Annotated in this window: 8 protein-coding genes; all 8 read left to right on the top strand. The window is 54.7% G+C overall.

From position 1 onward, the window contains the following. The first annotated feature begins 428 nt into the window (after window positions 1-428). The 8 genes from E9954_RS09050 (at window position 429) to E9954_RS09015 (ending at window position 18,443) form a co-directional block, all read left to right on the top strand. The gene (locus tag E9954_RS09050; protein WP_136078860.1) at window positions 429-1,388 is read left to right on the top strand and encodes a LacI family DNA-binding transcriptional regulator; all 960 of its coding nucleotides are present in this window, start codon (window positions 429-431) and stop codon (window positions 1,386-1,388) included. A 138-nt stretch (window positions 1,389-1,526) separates the two neighbouring features. Then, complete coding sequence (locus E9954_RS09045; RefSeq protein WP_168442109.1) at window positions 1,527-2,843, top strand: sulfatase-like hydrolase/transferase; 1,317 nt, start codon at window positions 1,527-1,529, stop codon at window positions 2,841-2,843. 98 nt (window positions 2,844-2,941) lie between these two features. Further along, a complete protein-coding gene (locus E9954_RS09040; RefSeq protein WP_136078858.1) occupies window positions 2,942-4,798 on the top strand; it encodes an autotransporter outer membrane beta-barrel domain-containing protein in 1,857 nt (618 codons plus the stop codon). Window positions 4,799-4,855: 57 nt separating this feature from the next. After that, on the top strand, window positions 4,856-5,785 hold the full coding sequence (locus tag E9954_RS09035; RefSeq protein WP_136078857.1) for a PEP-CTERM sorting domain-containing protein: 930 nt from the start codon (window positions 4,856-4,858) through the stop codon (window positions 5,783-5,785). Between the two features lie 215 nt (window positions 5,786-6,000). Further along, the gene (locus tag E9954_RS09030) at window positions 6,001-9,342 is read left to right on the top strand and encodes a hypothetical protein (protein ID WP_136078856.1); all 3,342 of its coding nucleotides are present in this window, start codon (window positions 6,001-6,003) and stop codon (window positions 9,340-9,342) included. A 93-nt stretch (window positions 9,343-9,435) separates the two neighbouring features. Further along, entirely contained in the window at window positions 9,436-11,391 is a 1,956-nt protein-coding gene (locus E9954_RS09025) for a sialate O-acetylesterase (RefSeq protein WP_136078855.1), read from the top strand. A 45-nt stretch (window positions 11,392-11,436) separates the two neighbouring features. Next, a complete protein-coding gene (locus E9954_RS09020; protein ID WP_136078854.1) occupies window positions 11,437-15,315 on the top strand; it encodes a sialate O-acetylesterase in 3,879 nt (1,292 codons plus the stop codon). Beyond that, entirely contained in the window at window positions 15,315-18,443 is a 3,129-nt protein-coding gene (locus tag E9954_RS09015) for a glycosyl hydrolase (RefSeq protein ID WP_136078853.1), read from the top strand. Before E9954_RS09020 ends, E9954_RS09015 begins: the two co-directional genes overlap by 1 nt. Window positions 18,444-18,536 lie beyond the last annotated feature (93 nt).

Here is an 18,536-nt window from a genome sequence, read left to right as displayed (position 1 = left end):
AGCTCATCCTCCTTGCTTCCCTTGTTTTAACCGTGCATGCAGCGGGTCTGCTGGAGTCGCCGGACGAGGCGTAGCCGCAGGTATTGTGGCAGGGCCATGTTCTCCCATATTTGAAGATCAGGCAGTACGAAAGCATGCGGGAATGATGCAGGGGCAAGTCCATTATCCTGTCCAAAAAATCCCTGGTTGACATCGATTATCTCCACTGGATAGGGAGGATGGTTCATTAAAATATTCGGTGCCGGTGTCCTCGGCCGGTTGGGCTTTGTCGCCCGTTAGCAGCTTTCAGAAACAGCAGGGGTGAGAAGTCGAAGTTCCGCAAGAAATCAGGCCGACCTCTATTCAGGCTTCATGCAAAAATTGCATAATGGTGTTGTTTGTCCTTGTTAGTGATTCTACAACTTGTGCTAACGATTGGAATTTTAAGTATGAAAGTTAAGTTGAAGGATTTGGCGCAGATGTGCGGGGTGGACGCCTCGACGGTTTCGCGGGCGATCAAGGGTGACCCGCGCATCAGTAAGGCAACCACCGAGCGGGTACAGGAGGTGGCGCGCAAGATGGGCTACCAGCCGAATCTTGCGGCCCGGTTGTTGAAGCAGGGGCATTCCCATATTTTCTGGTTTGTCGTCCCTGCCTTGGGAACGACGATTGACTGGAAAATTGCGGAGCGCGCCAGTATTACTGCGGCGAAAAATGGGTTCGACACGGCTATTGCCGTGCATCATGGCCGCCAGGAGGACTTTAACCGGTTGATTGATAATATGGGGTCGGGGTTGGCGGCAGGGGCGGTAATCAACCGGCGTGACATTAAGGATGTGTCTGCAGTCCGTCGGTTGTTGGATATGAATTTCCCGATCATCTTTATCGATGTGCCCGTTGGTTCCCTCGATGTCTGCGTGATTACTACTGAAAACTCGGTCGCTTCGGAAGGATTAGTGAAAAATTGTCTCAACGAAGGGGTCGACGAGTTCGTGCTGGCCTTTGACCGGGAGAAAAATCCGGTGGAGCAGCAGCGTTTTGACGGAGCTGCCAAGGCGATTACAGCCGCCGGTGTGCGCTATATTGATGCATCGCAGGGCGATGGTTGGGGGCAGTTGATCCATGGGGAAAAACGCATTGGTGTATTGGCTTCCTGGCAGGGCCCCATTCAGGATCTGGTTTTTGCGAATGCAGATGTTTTCTGTGGAAAAGAATTGATTGCGGGCTGCTTTGACGCCTGGCCGGGGGAGCCGGCTCCCGCCAAAAAGGTGATTGTTGCGGTTCAGGATTATGATGGCATGGCTGATGCGGCGCTGAACCATCTCATTTCTGCGCATGGAGGTGAAAGGCAGGGCTGCCCGGCGGCGTTGCCGATCGCGGAGTACCAAGTGCTCAACGGGCGTTTTTGAGTTTCTTTTATAATGCGGTTGCATTGAGGTATGCGCTCAAGTACAAACGTTGGCATAAAATCAGAAAAGGTTGGGACGTTCGGTATGGTTAGGCAGTTTTCATTCTGTTTTTTGATGGTTTGCTGTGCTGGGCAGGTCATGGCCTCTGCTGAGCCTTCTGTGTCGGATATGCCCAACATTCTCTTTCTGATTGCGGACGACCTATCTACCCGGTTGGGGTGCTACGGCGATCGCGTGGCCATTACTCCCGCAATTGACCAGCTTGCCCGTGAGGGCGTACTGTTTGAACGAGCCTATGCGTGTGGCACGGTCTGTACACCGAGCCGGAAATCATTTCTGACGGGTATGGGCGTCAGAACCGTTGGGTGGGGCAATAACAATTACCTCATAGACAACCCGGATGCCATGACCATGCCCCGGTGGTTCCGCGAGCATGGTTACCAGACGGCCAAGGTTGGAAAGGTTCAGCACAAGGATGCTTTCGAAGGCGCCCTGGACTGGGATCTGAATATGAATACGACCGAAGTGTTCCCGTCCGGGAATGAAGGGAAGGTCGTGGAGAAGCTGGTTTCCGACGATGGCAGGCAGGTGGTGGATGTCCATATTCGGCGGGATGACCAGCCCAGCATGGATGAAAGCCGTACCGATGCGTTCATGAAATTTGTAGATCAGCAATGGGATAGTTCGAAGCCGTTCTTTTTTGCTTTGGGTTTCCACGCACCGCACGAACCGCACGAGGCGAACCGGCGTCATTATGATCTCTATTGTGCGGAAGAGATGCCGATTTCTGTTCCGCCGCCCGGCGCCACGCCCATGACGAAGCCGTACCCGGCGAGTTTCAGACGGTGGTCTGTAGAGGTTCCTGAGGCTGCGCAACGGGAAGCTGTTCTCGGTTATTATGGGGCGGTATCGGGCCTGGATGAACAGGTTGGCCGAGCCATGGATTTCCTTGAAGAACGGGATATCGCCGACAATACCATTGTGGTGTTTATTTCAGATCAGGGTTATTGCCTGGGATACCGCGATTGCTGGGCAAAGCATTTACTCTATCCAGCGGTTTTGCGTGTGCCGCTCATAGTCAGGGATCCTCGGATGAAGCGTGGGGATATCCGGGTTGAGGGCCTCGTGGAGTTACTTGATATTTTCCCAACCTTGACGGAGATGGCCGGGCTGCCAACGCCCGGCGGCCTCGATGGAGCTAGTTTTGTTCCGTTGATGGTTGACCCTTCAAAGAGAGGGAGGCCTGCCACCTATGCCCAGGGCATTCTTCATCTTGGTCGAGGCAAAGCCGTAACGACCGAAACAGCGACTTATTTGGAATGGGATGGCGGGGAGTTCACCGAATTTTACAACCTGAAAGCAGACCCCGATGCCTGGCATAACCAGATCGGAAATCCGGAAGGGGCGGGGGCTGTAAACCGGCATCGCCTGTTGTTGAGGGGCCATTTTGAATAACGCTACACAGGTGCGGGCAGAAACTGATTGACATTATTTTGCAATACTGTACAAACGTTGGCACTGAATGGGTGCCTTAATAATACAAGGAGAGACAGATGAAAAAGTGGATCATATATACATTCATATTGGTGGTTTCAGCGGCTCAGGCTCAGTTTACGTGGGATGGCGGCGGTGATGGGGCGAGCTTCGGTGATACCGACAACTGGAATCCGAGCGCTTCCTACGGGATTACCGATGATTTTCTGATCGATACCGCCGTTTCGGTGACAACGGGAACGAACAGTTTCGATATTGGCCAGTTTGACCTCGAAAACGGGGCGGAACTGACTATTGCTGCCGGAGGTTCGATTAAAATCAATGATAATATTGCGACATCGATGTCGGATGGCACGCTGAATGTGGATGGGACGTTTGATACGAATGGTAAGCGCTGGGATCTTGGGTCTGGATCAAATGTCTTTAATGTGACCGGCAACTTTTTTTCGCGGGGTAACCATTTCGCGACCGCCGGAGATACGACGGTCAATCACAGCTCTTCAAATACGATCTGGAAATTTTCGGCGGCCGGCAGTCCCGGTGCCAACCGGATTTTTAAATACACGATCAACGAAGGTGCGCTGAACATCTACTCGGAGTTGAAACTGCAGTCAACCGCCGGCGGTTCTGCAGCCATCTATCTGAGCGGCGGGGATTTGAAGATTGGATTCAACGGTCCATCGATCGGAGATGTTTACAATTATTCCGGCCTGAATTTTACGGGCGGCGATGATGGTATTATTTTCACAGACACGAATTCAACCCTGATTGTTCAAGGCAACAAGACCACCACAGTAAATACCTGGATTGCCGATGGCGCGCTTTCTACCCAGGTCGGAGCGCTTGATGTTAATTACAACGGAACCAATACGATTGTGACGACCTTCGAAGCCTTGTCCGGTTCCTATACGTGGGATGGCGGTGGTGATGCCCAGAGCTTTGGCGATGCCGATAACTGGGATCCGGCCGGAGCCGCGTTCCTGATTGATGATGATTATGCAATCACTTCCGGGGTGAGTGTTGCCACGGGCAGCAACGCGTTCTTTATTGGTCAGATCGACATGGATAACGGTGCATCCCTGGCGGTTTCAGAAGGTGGTTTCCTCAGTATCGACAAGAATGCCGAGACCGTCATAAAGGGCGGATCCACGCTGACGATTGACGGGGAATGGAATTCCGGCACGTTGAAGTGGGATATTTTCGGGCAGGGTGCCAATGTATTGAATATCAACGGCAAATTTGCTTCGAAGGGAAACTTTTTTGCAAATACGCTGACGGTCAACCACACATCGGATGATGCCGTGTTGAAGATTGCTTCTGCCGGTGGTGGGAATCCTGCATTTCCGCAACAGTTTGTCTATAACCTCAATGAGGGGTCGCTCGATATTCATCATAGCGTAACGCTTCTCTCTGTGACCAACGCTGCGGCAGCCATCTATCTCAACGGCGGTGATCTGACCATGGGATACAGCGGGGGATTGGGATATAACTATGGTGCCCTTACGTTTCATGACGGGGATGACGGCATTATCTTTACGGATACCGCCTCCACTCTGTATGTGAACGGAAGTAATGCGACTCTGGTTGCGACGTGGATTGCCGACGGAGCTCTCTCTTCTACAGTTGGCGATATGCTGGTTTCGTATGACACGGTTGAAGACGAAACGGTAGTCGAAATCTACACCGCGCCTACGGAAATCGGCGATGTTGATTTCGGGATCCTGCCGGGCGGCGACTATGTCCTGTGCTGGGGTGCATCGAATGGGGCTTCTTATGCCGTGGAATCAACCCCTGATCTGGTAAACGGATCCTGGACGCCGGTTTACAGTAATGTCGTGGGCATGGGCGTAACCATGTGTGTTACGAACAGCACGGACGAACTGCAGGAATTCTTCAGGGTAATTCTGGAAGATTAGTTGGGTCAGGCCGGTCATGGCGGCCGGCTTCTGCTTAAATTTTAAAAGGAGAAACAGATGAAAAAATGGACATGTCTAAGTACAATCGTTGGCATCTTTGCGGTGGGTATGGTAAACGCTACGCCCTATACATGGGACGGCGGAGCAGTAACCGATCTGTTCGGCAATGCAGCAAACTGGGATCCCGATACCTCACTTTATACAACGGCTGATTCTTTTTCTATTGATGGAAACGCATCGGTTAGAACCGGAGGAGCCAGCTTCAATGTCGGCGATTTCGAGGTCAAGAGCGGATCAACGCTAACGGTATCGGCAGGGGACTCTTTTTCCATTGCGAGTGGGGATACTTCTCAGGAAGTTAACGGAGGAACCCTCAATATTTTTGGGGCATTCAATGCCCAGGGTAATCGTTGGGATGCCATCGGCACGATGAATGTGAGCGGTAACCTGCAATCGACCGGAAACTTTATCGCAGGTGGAAACCTTACTGTGAACCATACGTCAGCCAACACGGTTTTAAAAATTGCCCAGGGGGGAAATTCAAATTTCGCCCGGGACTTTGGATATAATATCAACGGTGGAACGCTGAATATTTTTTCCGAACTCGACCTCTTTTCCACAACGGATGGCTCGGCTGCGGTTTATTTGAATGGCGGCGACCTGAAGATGGGATTCAATGGGGGCATGAATACGGGGGTAAGCGGCTATGAGGGGTACCTTTATAATAACCTGACGCTGAACGGCGGCGATGACGGAATCATTTTCACGGATGCGACTTCCGAGCTTATTGTCAATGGCGACAAGCAGATGTTGGTGAACCAATGGATATCTGACGGCGCACTTTCCTCCACCGTCGGGGATATGACGGTCTCATACGATTCCGATCTCAACCGCACCTATGTCACGATTCCCGAACCGGCGACGATTGGGCTCATCTCTTTTTTAGGGATCGGCATTCTAACGGTTCGCCGCTTTATGCTGGTCTAAAGATGCCCCGGGCAAAGGGTGCCGTTCACCGGTGCCTTTTCTGGCCTCGGCCATGGTTATAGTTTTTTTTGATCATATCCGCACCGATTGTGTCGGATAGGGTTCCTTGACATTTTTCTGCCCAAAAGCGGCTAACCCTGCTTAGCTCGTGTGCATTTATGAAGATTTGGATTCCAGTATATTTGGTTTGCTTGGCAATTAGTGCCGGTGCTGCTGTGTACACATGGGACGGTGAAGCGAATACGGCCGTCTTTGCTGATCAGATGAACTGGGTGCCGGGCGGATCCGCCTTTGCCGCGGCTGATGAGTTCCAGCTCGACGGCGGAGCCTATGCAATTATCGGCAGCAACCTTTCTGTGGCTGCGTTCAACGTGGATGGCGGTTCCGTGCTGCAGGTTGATCGGGGCAGTACGCTGACGATTAACCAGAACAATGCCACCGATCTGAAATCAGGGCGGTTGAACGTCTATGGAACGCTCGATTTCGGGGGCAACCGATGGGATACAAGCGGGGTGGGTGGACAGGTCATTGTAAACGTCGAAGGTGAATTGACCGGCAGTGGAAATTTTTATGGCGGCCAGCAGGTGAACACGGAAATCAATGTGACGGGGTTGTTCCGGCACAAACTGTCCGGCTTTGGCGCAACCGTTGCCGGATCCTCGCCCCGTGTTCAGCGAATGCGGGTTCTGGATGGTGGAACCTACCGCGCGGTTGGAGCCATTGTGCTGCGTTCGCATACAAACAACACTGCAGCTATTGAGCTGTGCGGCGGAACCATGGTTGTGGAGGCCGGCGTCAGCTACACCTACACCGATCTGGTGATGAATGGCGACGACGGCATCATTTTTAAAAGCCCCGGTTCCACATTGGTGCTGGAGGGCGACCGCCAGGTCGATGTGGCGTTGTGGATTGCCGATGGTGCGCTCTCTTCGGAAGTCGGCGCAATGGGGGTTCACTATGACTCCGATGCAGATGAAACGGCGGTCTCCGTGCCGCCGGAGGTTGAATCCTTTCACCTTCCCGACGGGTTCACGGTTGAGCGCGGCGCTGTCCTGATGACGGAATCAACGGATACGGTAACGATGGACGGCGGGTTGGTTACCATAGACGGACGGCTCATTGGTTCCGGCAACTTTGATTCCGGCACCCAGCAGGGGCTGCGGCTCGAGGTGAACGGTTTGCTGGAGCACCAGCTTACCGGATTCGGGGCAACGGCAGGCTCCCTGGAGCCGGTTCGGCAGGTGCTTCGTATCAATGGCGGCGGGACGTACGTTGCAACCGGTGGAATAACCTTGCGTGGTCATACGCTGAACGAAACCGCGATTCACCTTGGCGGTGGGCTTATGCAGATTAAAAGCGGAGTGGCCTATGACTACTCCGCACTCCCCTTGGATGGAAATGATGGGATCATTTTTAAGTCCAGCCTTTCGCGGTTGGAGCTTGAAGGTGACCGCAGTAGCGACGTTGCAACCTGGATTGCCGATGGTGCTCTCTCTTCCGAGTGCGGCATGCTTCAGGTTTCATATTCATCCGGCCTGACGGTTGTGGAAACTGATGGATGGAACGGCTTTCATTATCTGGGAAGCCGTGAGCCGTTTTGGCGGGTGTCGGCCTCGGTGGCGCCGAATTCCGCTGACGGATGGCGCCTTACGGTCATTCCCGATTACTTGACCGATCTGTCGCTTTCCTTACCATTTGAAAAACGACCGTATGCCGAAGAGGTTCCGGGGGTGGACGAAATCATTTTTGTCCGTGTGCTCGGTGGCCTGCAGGATGGCGACGGCAACCCGATGTATGATGAGGATTTTGTTGTCCGCACAAATGGCACGCTGGTTTGCCGTCCGGATCGGATCACCGCCCGGCTGCAACCGTATATCGACCAGGGTTACGCCAACATGATGATCGTGCTCGACAACGTAAATTGGTGCCTGCCGACTGTTCCGGACGGGGGTTCCTATGGCCAGCGTGCGCCCGAAGCCAGTTTTGATGAGTGGTATGTGGTCGTGCAGGCGGCTTGTGTGCATCTCCGAAATCTGTTGGGCGAAGAGGCGGCCAACCGTCTGCGGTTCCGGGTTGGAACAGAGTCGGACTGGCCGCAGCGCTGGAGCGGCACAGAAGCCCAGTTTTTCGATCACTACGACTATACCGCCGCAGCCGTAAAGAGTGTGCTTCCGGGTGCACAGGTTGGGGCCTACAATGAGCTGGGGGCGGCCAAATTCAGCGGAACATTTGGCAATGTCAATTATGATGTATTGGCGCAGCACTGCCGTGATGAAGTGAATGCAAAAACCGGTAAGACCGGCACGGCCTTTGATTGGGCGAGCGCTTCGTTCTACTTTGTTCAGGACGCGCAGGATCCTGACATCATGGCCGCCAATCTCAATCGGTTCTACCAGGCATCCGAGGAGTATCACCCAGACCTCATCCGCGAAGTTCATGAATATGGAACCACGGCCGATGAGACCGGGTTGTCCAGCTACGAATCAGGTGCCCGCGGTGCGGTGATGCATTTCAACGCGCTGCTTAACTTCACGGTTATGAACGTGGAAAAATCGGGCACGTGGTGGCGTGGCGAACTGGAAAAGTTCAAGGACGAGCAACACAAACTGATGGCCGGACAACTTTGGTCGATGCACATGCTCAAGCAGGTTTTTGATAATGGCGAAGTTGCACTTCTTGAGGAAACCGGCGGCTCTGCCGTTGGAACCGTACGCAAGGCGGTTGCATCGCGGAGCCCCGATGGATCACGCCTCTTGCTGGGGGTTTCGGCCTTTAATACCAACCGCGCTGAGCAGACGGCGGAAACCGTCCGCATCACCCTGCCGAAGTCCTTCTGTACCCTGGCGGAAACCCCGGATGCCCAATGGATCAAATACAACCGTTCGACCGCCATCTACGATATTGTCCGGGATGATTACGATGAGGAAGGGTTCCTGTACGCTGCGTATGACCTGCCGCACAAGCCGGTAGGCCAGCTCTACCAGATGGCTGGGGTTCCCGGGAAAAATTACATCTACGATAACTGGACAAGCGGGAAGAGTTACAAAACTTTGGCTGAGGCGAACTTCAATTTGACCGCTGCGCCGGAAGTGACGGTCACGAATGCCGGTTCGGATGAATACACCATTGAATTCAGTATGGAACCTGACACGGTCGTCATTCTCGAGTTGGTTGGCGAGCAGGATGCCTATGCTTTTTGGGCGGCCGGCTGGAATGGGGACATTGGATCATGGACAAACGACTATGATGGTGACGGGGAGATCAATTTCAGCGAATACGCATTGGGCGGCATTCCCGTTGATTTCGAATGCAGGGGCATCGTGCCTGAGTTCGCTTATGAGGGATCGCAGTTCCAGTATGTGCATGTCCAGCGCACGAACGATCCCGCGTTATCCTATCGCTTGGAAGCGACCGGTGATCTGACTTCCACCAATTGGATTCAGCTGTTGCCCTCATCAATCGAGACCGGCTCCATGGACGGGGCTTTTGTTTCAGTCACGAACTCCATTCCAGCGGGCGAAGATGAACAGTTTATCCGCCTGCGCATCGACCGCTGATGTCAGAGGCGACAGCCATGTTGTGGAAGAGCGTAGCACCGAATTCCAATTCGGTGTTCCCGTAGCAAGGGATAGCATTAAGGAAAAATATTAATGAGACGACACGTTTTTATCTGGACGATTGTATTGGCTGCAATAGGGGGCTACAGCGATTCCGCTCTAAAGCTCGATTCGCTGTTCATGGATAACATGGTGCTGCAGCGGAATAAACCGATTCCTGTATTCGGAACCGCAACACCCGGCCAAGAGATAATGGTTGAATTCAACGGCCAAAAGCAATCAGGGCTCGCGGGTGCTAATGGCGAATGGCAGGTGGAACTGGCTCCGATGAAGGCCGATGCAACAGGGCAGCCGCTATCCGTTTTTTCTCAAGCCTCAAGTCTCAAGTCTCAAATTTCCAATGTCCTGATCGGTGATGTTTGGCTGTGCGGAGGCCAGTCGAATATGGATACGCCGATCAATAGCTATCCGTTTTTGAAAAAAGAATTGTCCGGGGTATCCAACTCAAAACTGCGCCTGTTTGTTGTGGAGATGAAGGCTGAACCCTGTCCGAAAGATACAGTCAGCAGTGATCCTGTTTTTTCGACCTGGAAAGAGGCGGACAGCGAAGCGATTTCTCATTTTTCAGCCGTGGGGACGTGTTTCGGGCTGCGGCTCCAGCAAGAGAGCGGGGTGCCGATCGGGTTGATTGAAAGTGCGGTAGGTGGATCGCAGATTCAGCCCTGGATTCCGGCGGAAAAGCTGGAGTCGATGGGCTTCGGTTCAATTCAGGCGCCGCAAGACCGGGGCGTGGACGGGCGTAATCAGCCTTGTGCATACTACAATGGAATGATCCACGCGTTGCGCCGTTTGCCAATCAAAGGCGTCATTTGGTATCAGGGCGAAAGCAATGCGGGGCATCCGTCCATTGTATGTTACGACCAGCTGTTCAAAGGATTGATTTCTTCATGGCGCGAGGCCTTCGGTCTGTCCGAAATGCGGTTTTACTTTGTTCAGCTTGCGCCGTATGGCCGCACGGGATGGGATCAGTCGGGTGAGTCGTGGGCGTTTATTCGCGAGGCCCAGGAGTCCGTGCTCTCCATGCCGCATACCGGTCGCGCGGTGATTACGGATCTGGGCGAATACGTTGATATTCATCCTGCGGATAAACGGCCGGTCGGTGAACGGTTGGCGGACATTGCCCTGCGTGACATGAGCCTGATCGACTCCCCCGGTTTTCCAATGGTTGGAAACTTTCGGATCAGCGAAGGGCGCGTTCAGGTTAGCTTTTCCAACGTCGGGAACGGATTGAAACCCGAGCGAGTTGCCATGAATAATAAGGCGAAACTTGCTCCCGGAACCGACCCGGAGGCGTTCGTTGTTGAGGCCGGTGAAGTGGCCGGCTTTACGATTTGCGGTGCGGATGAAAAGTTTGTTCCGGCGCAGGCGCGTATTGTGGATGCGGATACCGTGGAGGTCTGGAGCGATGCCGTCAGCGAGCCGATTGCTGTTCGGTATGGTTGGGAAAATTTTCCGCTGTGCAACCTCGCGAACAGCGACGGATTGCCTGCTTCGCCCTTCCGTACGGACGATTTCCCGATGCCGATTTTTCGCGCACCTATTCTGGAACGTCGTTCGGCCGATGAGCCGTTGCCTGCCGGTGCCGTGCGGTGTGCCGCCATGAAAAAATCGGACGAAAGCCTGTTGACGCCGGAGATTATCCAGGGGCGTGATGCCCTGCGGGTGAACCATGTGGAAACGGTGATGCGGATGGCGTATTTCTACGCGGAGGATCGCGACAGCGCGTTGCGTCAAGGGAAGCATCCGAAGCAGACGATTGTGGTGAACTATCTGGACGACGGCCCCGGCACCATCGAACTCAAATATGATTCGATTTCCAAACCTTGGAAATCTGCAGGGATAATCGAGATAAAAGGCAGCGGGGAGTGGAGGCGTTTCTCGGTCGAGCTGGAAGACGCCCGATTTGCCGGTCGCTGCAATGGTGCCGACATTCGTCTGGAAAGCTTCCGGGATTTCCATGTGAGCGGTGTGTATGTGATTCCTGAGTAACGTGACGCAGACGATAAAATTTATTTTGAATTAAGGAGCAGTTTGATGAAGCGAATGATGATCGGGCTGATGGTGATGCTGGCCGCCACCGGTGTTCAGGCAGAGGTGTATACGTGGGACGGAGGAGCCGGTACGATTAATTTCGGGGATGCGGACAACTGGAATCCTGACTCTTCACTTTATACAACGGCTGATTCTTTTTCTATTGATGGTAATGCATCGGTTAGAACAGGAGGATCCAGCTTCAATGTCGGTGATTTCGAGGTCAAGAGCGGATCCGCACTAACGGTTTCAGTAGGGGACTCTTTTTCCATCGCGAGTTCGGATACCGCTCAGGAAGTTAATGGCGGAACCCTCAATGTCTTTGGGACATTCAATGCTCAGGGTAATCGTTGGGATGCCACAGGAACGATGAATGTGAGCGGTAACCTACAATCGACCGGCAACTTCATCGCAGGTGGAAACCTGTCTGTGAACCACACCTCGGCCAATACCGTGCTGAAAATTGCCCAGGGAGGACGGAACAACCTCAATGTCGATTTTATCTACAACATCAATGGCGGCACGCTGAATATCTATTCGGAGCTCGACCTGTACTGCACGGCAGGTGGGTCGGCGGCGGTCTATTTAAATGGCGGGGATCTAAAGCTGGGGTTTAATGGCGGACTGCAGAGCGGGGTCGGCTATTTGACCAATAATATCACGCTCAGTGGCGGCGATGACGGCATTATTTTTACGGATGAAGCTTCTGAGATGATCCTTAGCGGCGACCGGACTGCGCTGGCTGAGGGATGGATTGAGGCGGGCATGGTCTCGTCGCAGGGCGGGGTGCTTCAGGTTTCTTATGATGCGGATCAGGATCGTACGGTCGTTGCGATGTCGGATGAGGTTGCGCCCCTGTTGGAAGTGGACGCCCTGTTCAAGGAACATATGGTGCTGCAGCGCGGTGAATCCATTCCGGTATTTGGAACGGCGAACACCGGGGCAACCGTGACGGTGATGTTTAACGGGCAAACCAACGCGGCCGTGGCGGATGTGGACGGGGATTGGCAGGTGGATCTTAATCCAATGACCGCCAATGCAACCGGGCAGTCCTTGAGCGTTCAGTCTTCAGTCGGCAATCTTCAATCGTCAATAGCCGATGTCCTCGTCGGCGACGTCTGGCTCTGCGGCGGGCAGTCGAACATGGATACCTCGGTGAATCAGTATTCATTCGTAAAGGCCAGCTTCACCAACGAAAACTTTTCCAATCCGCTGATTCGACTCTATTCCGTTAAGGGAGATTTTGCGGCGACGCCACAGGAGGATGTGACCGGGCTGAACTCGGCCTTCAATGGATCGTGGGTTATTCCTCAGGATGAGTCCTATTTCGCCTTCTCCGCAGTCGGCATGTGTTTTGGTCGCCGCTTGCAGCCGGAAGTCGGTGTACCGGTCGGCCTGATCGAAAGCGCGGTCGGCGGCTCACAGATTGTGCCGTGGATTCCGGCCGAGGCGCTGACGGAGCTGGGCTTCAGTGCCCTGCAGGCTCCGCCCGACCGCGGGTTGGATGCGCGCAGGCAACCGTGCGGTTATTACAACGGCATGATTCACGCGCTGCGCCGCCTACCGATTAAAGGCGTCATCTGGTATCAGGGGGAGTCTAATGCTGGGCACCCGACCATGAGTCGCTACGATGAACTCTACAGCGCGCTGGTTTCATCCTGGCGTGAGCGTTTCGGTCAGCCCGATCTGCCGTTCTACACCGTGCAGCTGGCGCCATATGGAATCGTACCTTATGACCCGGTGAAAGAGTCGTGGGCCTGGCTGCGCGAAGAGCAGGAGCAGGCCGCCGGTGAAACGAATGTTCATCGCATTGTCACGACAGACCTGGGCGAATTCCGAAATATTCATCCGCACGACAAGGTTCCGGTCGGCGAGCGCCTGGCCGACAGGGTTTTGCAGGATATGGGGTTGCTGAGCACGGATTCATTTCCGGAATTTGAGTCGATGCAGATCAGCGGCAGTCGCGTTGAACTCGATTTTTCCGAAGTCGGAACCGGGCTGAAGTCGGCGTATGTGGCCATGAATGACAACACCGGTTTGGAACCCGGAACCGATCCGGATGCTCATGTGGCCAATACCAACGAGCTGGTCGGCTTTATGATTTGCGGCGCAGACCAGAACTTTGTCGAAGCCAATGCGGTTATTACGGATGCGAACACCGTCGAGGTCTGGAGCGATTCCGTTCCCGCCCCGGTCGCTGTCCGTTATGCCTGGGCCAACTTTCCGTTGGCGAACCTCGCCAACAGCGATGGGTTGCCGGCCGCGCCGTTCCGCACCGATACCTTTGATATGCCGATCTTCCGGGGGCCGTTCATCGACAGTGTCGCCACGGAAGATCTTCCCGCCCATGCCGTGACCGCAACGCTGGACGACCAACCGGAATACAGCGTGGTAACCACCGAGATCATTGGAGGGCGTGAAGCTATCCGGGCCTCTCTCGGCGATTATGGAACGCGTGCAATCCACTTTTTTGCGGGACACGTAGATTTACGCAACGGCCAGGCGCCGGGCCAGACGATTTCGATCGACTTTTATGATGACGGCCCCGGGGTGATCGCCGTGCTGTACAACGGAACCGCCGGCAATGGAACCGCCGGGCTCATCCACATGACGGGAACCGAAACCTGGCGGCGTATTTCGATTCCGCTCGATGATGCCCGGCTTGGCGGCGGGCTCTATGGGGCCGACCTGCGCATCGAGGCTCCGCGGGATGTCTATTATTCCAATGTGTGCACCATTCCGGATGAGGCGGTTGATCCCGAGCCGAATGGACCGGTTTCAATGAATCCGGCGACGCCCACCGCAACCCACCTTGGCTGGAACGACGCCATTTGGGGCACGTCCGCCGCTGTTCCGGTTTCCACCAATGATTATGTCTATGACAAAAGTGGAGTTTGGCTGAATGCGCTCGGAGACAAGGGGGAATTCCAGGGCCGATCGCTTCGTTTGATGAGCGGTACTTCGCTGTTTGTGAAAGGCGGCGGATCGATTGGTACACTGATTCTGGATGGTGGAGTTTTTCAGCATCGGTCCGGCGGTTCGCACTCTGTGCTTACCGGCCAGATGACGGTTACCAACGATTCAAAGCTGTCGAATATTACCGGAGATCTCGACTTGAATGCGTCGCTGAGCGGTACGGGGCAACTGACCGTTGAGGCGTTCACGACCGATGGGCAGCGCGTCGTGTTCGGCGGATCGGACGACGGATTCAGCGGGACATTTTTACTGCATAATTCAGGAGGCGATAACGCGCATCTGGGGGTTCAGTTTAATCAGAGCTATCCGCAGGCCTCACTCACATTCACGGGCGGTGCCACCCCCGTTCGTGCTCCCGTCTATCAGCTGGTCAATACCATCACCTTCGCGGCGGTCAGCATGCCGTCGGCCGCCAACCCGGCGCAGCTCATAAGTCTGCCGAACGGCGGCTACGATGCTGTCGCGCTCGCCGCTGCCGGGGTGCATTCCGACTATTATGCCGATCTCGGCGGCACGCTTCTCGTCGGCCTGTCGGCCTACGATCACTGGGCCGGCCAATGGCCGACACCGGTGGGTTCCGAGACCGAAGATCCCGATGGCGACGGCGTGAGCAACTGGAAGGAATATGCGCTGGGTGGCAACCCGACGGATATCCTGGATGCCGGTCGTCCGGTCCGGCTGACAATAGCGAACGGGCAGGCGATTTTTACGCATCCGAATCGCAGCGGACTGGACGCGAATTATCGCGTTCTGGCCTCCACCAATCTGATTTCGCCTTCGTGGATTCCGGTCGACCTTCCGGCGGTGAAAACCAACGAAGTGGACGGGTCGTTGCGGGAAATTGACAAAGCATTTGATCCTGCCGATAAAAACCTGTTCCTTCGTCTGGACGTGGAAACGCGTTAATGAAGAGGTTTGCGGCAACAGTTGTTTTGATGATGGCGCTCGCGGGTGGGGCTCTGTCTGCTGAAATCGCCGATCTGGCAAAACTGTTTCAGAATCCGCCGGATGGGGTGAAGCCTTATGTGTTCTGGTATTGGATCAACGGAAATATCAGCCGGGAGGGACTGGCGGCCGATTTGGAAGCGATGCATGAGGCGGGAATCGGCGGGGCGATGATTTTTAACATCGGCGGACACAGTCCGGCCGGGCCGGTCAGAGTGATGAGCCCTGAATGGCGCGAGCTGATGAAGTTTGCCATGCTACGTGCGAACGAGCTTGGGCTAAAGATCTCCCTTTATAATTCGCCGGCGGGTTGGTCGTCCAGCGGTGGGCCGTGGATCACGCCGGAGCTCTCCATGCAGGAGGTGACCTGGAGCGAACTCCAGCTGGAGGGCGGAAAGACCTTTTCCGGGCAGCTTCCGCAACCGGCAACGAAGTTGGGCTATTACCGCGACATCGCGGTGCTGGCTTTTCCAACCCCTGGAAACGAGTGTGCCGGTGTATACCGACCTGCTGTTCGCCTGGAAGGCAGAGAGACGGACATCGGCGCGTTGCTCGATTCCGATCGCAACAGCTGGCAGGAACTGAAGGCCATGGGGAAAAAGGCCGTCCGGGTTGAACTGGAGTTCGCTCATCCGGTGGACATCCGCTCGTTCAGCATGACACCGCGCTTTTACCGCACGATTCCACCGGGAAAGCTGTTTGCTTCGGATGATGGAAAAAAGTGGAGCGAGGTGCTTTCGTTTCAAGCGGACAAAAGAAAATTTGCTCAGGTGAACGATGTGTTTCCCCAGCGCCACGAACCGTATTGGCGGATAGAGTTTTCCGACAAGGTTGAGTTGGCCGAAATCAACCTGGGGCCGGCCTATCGGATTCCGGACTGGACTGGCAAGGCCATGTTTGACTGGTGGGGGCTGGATAAGCCGGGGCAGACCGATGCGGCGCTGGCTCCGACGGATCGCGAGATGATTTCGCGTGAGCAGATGATTGATCTGACAGGTAGGATGGATGCTCAAGGGCATCTCAACTGGACGGTGCCCGCGGGTAACTGGACGCTATTGCGGTTTGGCCATACGTCAACCGGGATGCGGTTGATGCCGGCGCTGGAGGGGCAGGGCGGCGGACTGGAGTGCGATAAGCTCAGGCCTGATGTTCTCGACCTGCATTGGAAGAATGCCATGCAACCTTGGATCGATGATGAAGAGGTCGGCGATCTGTTTCAGGCGGTTCATATCGACAGCTACGAGCGGCACAACCAGAACTGGACGGCGGCCATGCCGGATTGGTTCCAGGAGCGAAACGGCTATGCAATTACTCCGTTCCTGCCGGCATTGACGGGCCGCGTGGTGGGCGGCCTGCAGGAGAGCGAACGGTTTTTGTGGGATTTCCGGAAGACGGTCACTGGCCTGATGCACGAACATTATTTCGGTCGTATGCAGCAGCTCTGCGAAAAAAACGGGAAGCAACTCTCCATTGAAAACTATGGCCAACACCAGTTTAACACGGTCACCGTCGGCGGCATTGCGGACGTGCCGATGTGCGAAGTCTGGACTACCCATAATCCCGACCTTTTTCTGTACACCTCCAGGCGTTGGAGCACCAAGCTTGCATCCAGCCCTGCCCATGTTTACGGCAAGCCGATTGTTCAATGCGAAGTGAATACCGACATCCGGGGGGACTGGAACTCCGATTTTGAGGCGCTGAAACGGGATGTCGATGCCACCTTCTGCGGTGGGGTCAACCGCATGGTTTTCCATGTTTATGTGCATCAGCCCTGGGATGATTTGGTGCCCGGTCAGACCCTGGCTGTTTTCGGGACACACTTTGAGCGATCCAATACCTGGTGGGGGCAGATGCCGGGCTTCACCCGCTATATTTCACGCGCGCAGCTACTGTTGCAGCAAGGCCGGTTTATGGCGGATCTTCTATACTGCAGCGGTGAAAATGTGCCGAATGCCGGGCTGGAGCTGGCGGGGCCGTTGGCTCCGCCGCCCGGGTATGATTATGACGTATGCGACCCGTATGTTGTTATGAACCGCCTGCGGGTTGAAGACGGAGACCTGGTACTGCCGGACGGCGTCCGCTATCGCATGCTGATCCTGCCTGATGAGCCGTATCGGACACCTGGATTTGCGGCGCGGATCAAGGAGCTCGTCGCGGAAGGGGCCATGGTGGTAACGAACACACCTGTTGTTGATGTGGTCGGTCAGATGGGCTTAACACCGGACTTTTTCACCGATTCCGGGCAGCCGATTCATCACATCCATAAGCAGATCGCCGGGCAGGATGTTTACTTTATCGCCAACCCGAGCGAGCAGCAGCTGACGCTGAACGCAACCTTCCGTGTCGAAGGAGCGCCGGAACTGTGGAACCCCCTTACCGGCGAAATCCGTGTGTTGCCGGAATTCCAGGCTCATTCGGGCGTAACGGTGGTGCCCATGCAGTTTGCGCCTAAACAATCCTTTTTCGTGGTCTTCAAAAAAGGAAAAACTACGCCAACAGGTGAACACAACTTTTATGCACTCAATCCCATTGCGGCCCTCGGAGGTGGCTGGAATGTCGAGTTCCATTTTCGCGACAGTCCTTCAAAGAGGGTGACGTTCCAAACCTTGCAGGATTGGTGTAAACGCCCGGAACCCGAGCTGAAATATTTTTCGGGGACGGCGACCTATTCCAAAGCGTTTGATCTGCCAAAGGCCGTTTCGGGAAAACCGCTCTATCTGGATTTGGGTAAAGTGAAGAATGTGGCTGAAGTCCGTTTGAACGGAAAAGAGCTTGGAACGATTTGGTGCGCACCGTGGCGGGTCGAGATCTCAGAAGCCATTCGTGCGAAAGAGAACCAACTGGAAATTGATGTCGTCAATCTGTGGCCGAACAGGATGATCGGTGATGAGCAGCTGCCGGCCGACTGTGACTACAAGCCGGGTGGGTGGGCTTTGCTCAAGGAGTGGCCGCAATGGTATGTCGAGAATAAGCCGCGCACATCGGGGCGGAAAACCTTTTCCACATTTAAAGCATGGCACAAAACGAGCCCCCTTTTGGAGTCCGGCCTGATTGGGCCGGTGACGATTCAAGTCGCTGAATCGAGGTAAGTTTACGGAATGGCTTGCGGGGGTTGAACTCTTCTTGTACAAACGTTGGCATAAATACGGGTTTCCCCCATTGGAAAGATGGAATGAAGATGG

The organism is Pontiella desulfatans (genome assembly GCF_900890425.1).
Lineage (GTDB): Bacteria > Verrucomicrobiota > Kiritimatiellia > Kiritimatiellales > Pontiellaceae > Pontiella > Pontiella desulfatans.
Note: the sequence above shows the minus strand (reverse complement) of the source record. Positions and strands in the feature narration are given on the sequence as shown.

Excerpts from the sequence above, each read along its gene's own strand:
- E9954_RS09050 (WP_136078860.1), top strand. The coding sequence starts at position 429 with ATGAAAGTTAAGTTGAAGGATTTGGCGCAGATGTGCGGGGTGGACGCC.
- E9954_RS09045 (WP_168442109.1), top strand. The coding sequence starts at position 1,527 with ATGGCCTCTGCTGAGCCTTCTGTGTCGGATATGCCCAACATTCTCTTT.
- E9954_RS09040 (WP_136078858.1), top strand. The coding sequence starts at position 2,942 with ATGAAAAAGTGGATCATATATACATTCATATTGGTGGTTTCAGCGGCT.
- E9954_RS09035 (WP_136078857.1), top strand. The coding sequence starts at position 4,856 with ATGAAAAAATGGACATGTCTAAGTACAATCGTTGGCATCTTTGCGGTG.
- E9954_RS09025 (WP_136078855.1), top strand. The coding sequence starts at position 9,436 with ATGAGACGACACGTTTTTATCTGGACGATTGTATTGGCTGCAATAGGG.
- E9954_RS09020 (WP_136078854.1), top strand. The coding sequence starts at position 11,437 with ATGAAGCGAATGATGATCGGGCTGATGGTGATGCTGGCCGCCACCGGT.
- E9954_RS09015 (WP_136078853.1), top strand. The coding sequence starts at position 15,315 with ATGAAGAGGTTTGCGGCAACAGTTGTTTTGATGATGGCGCTCGCGGGT.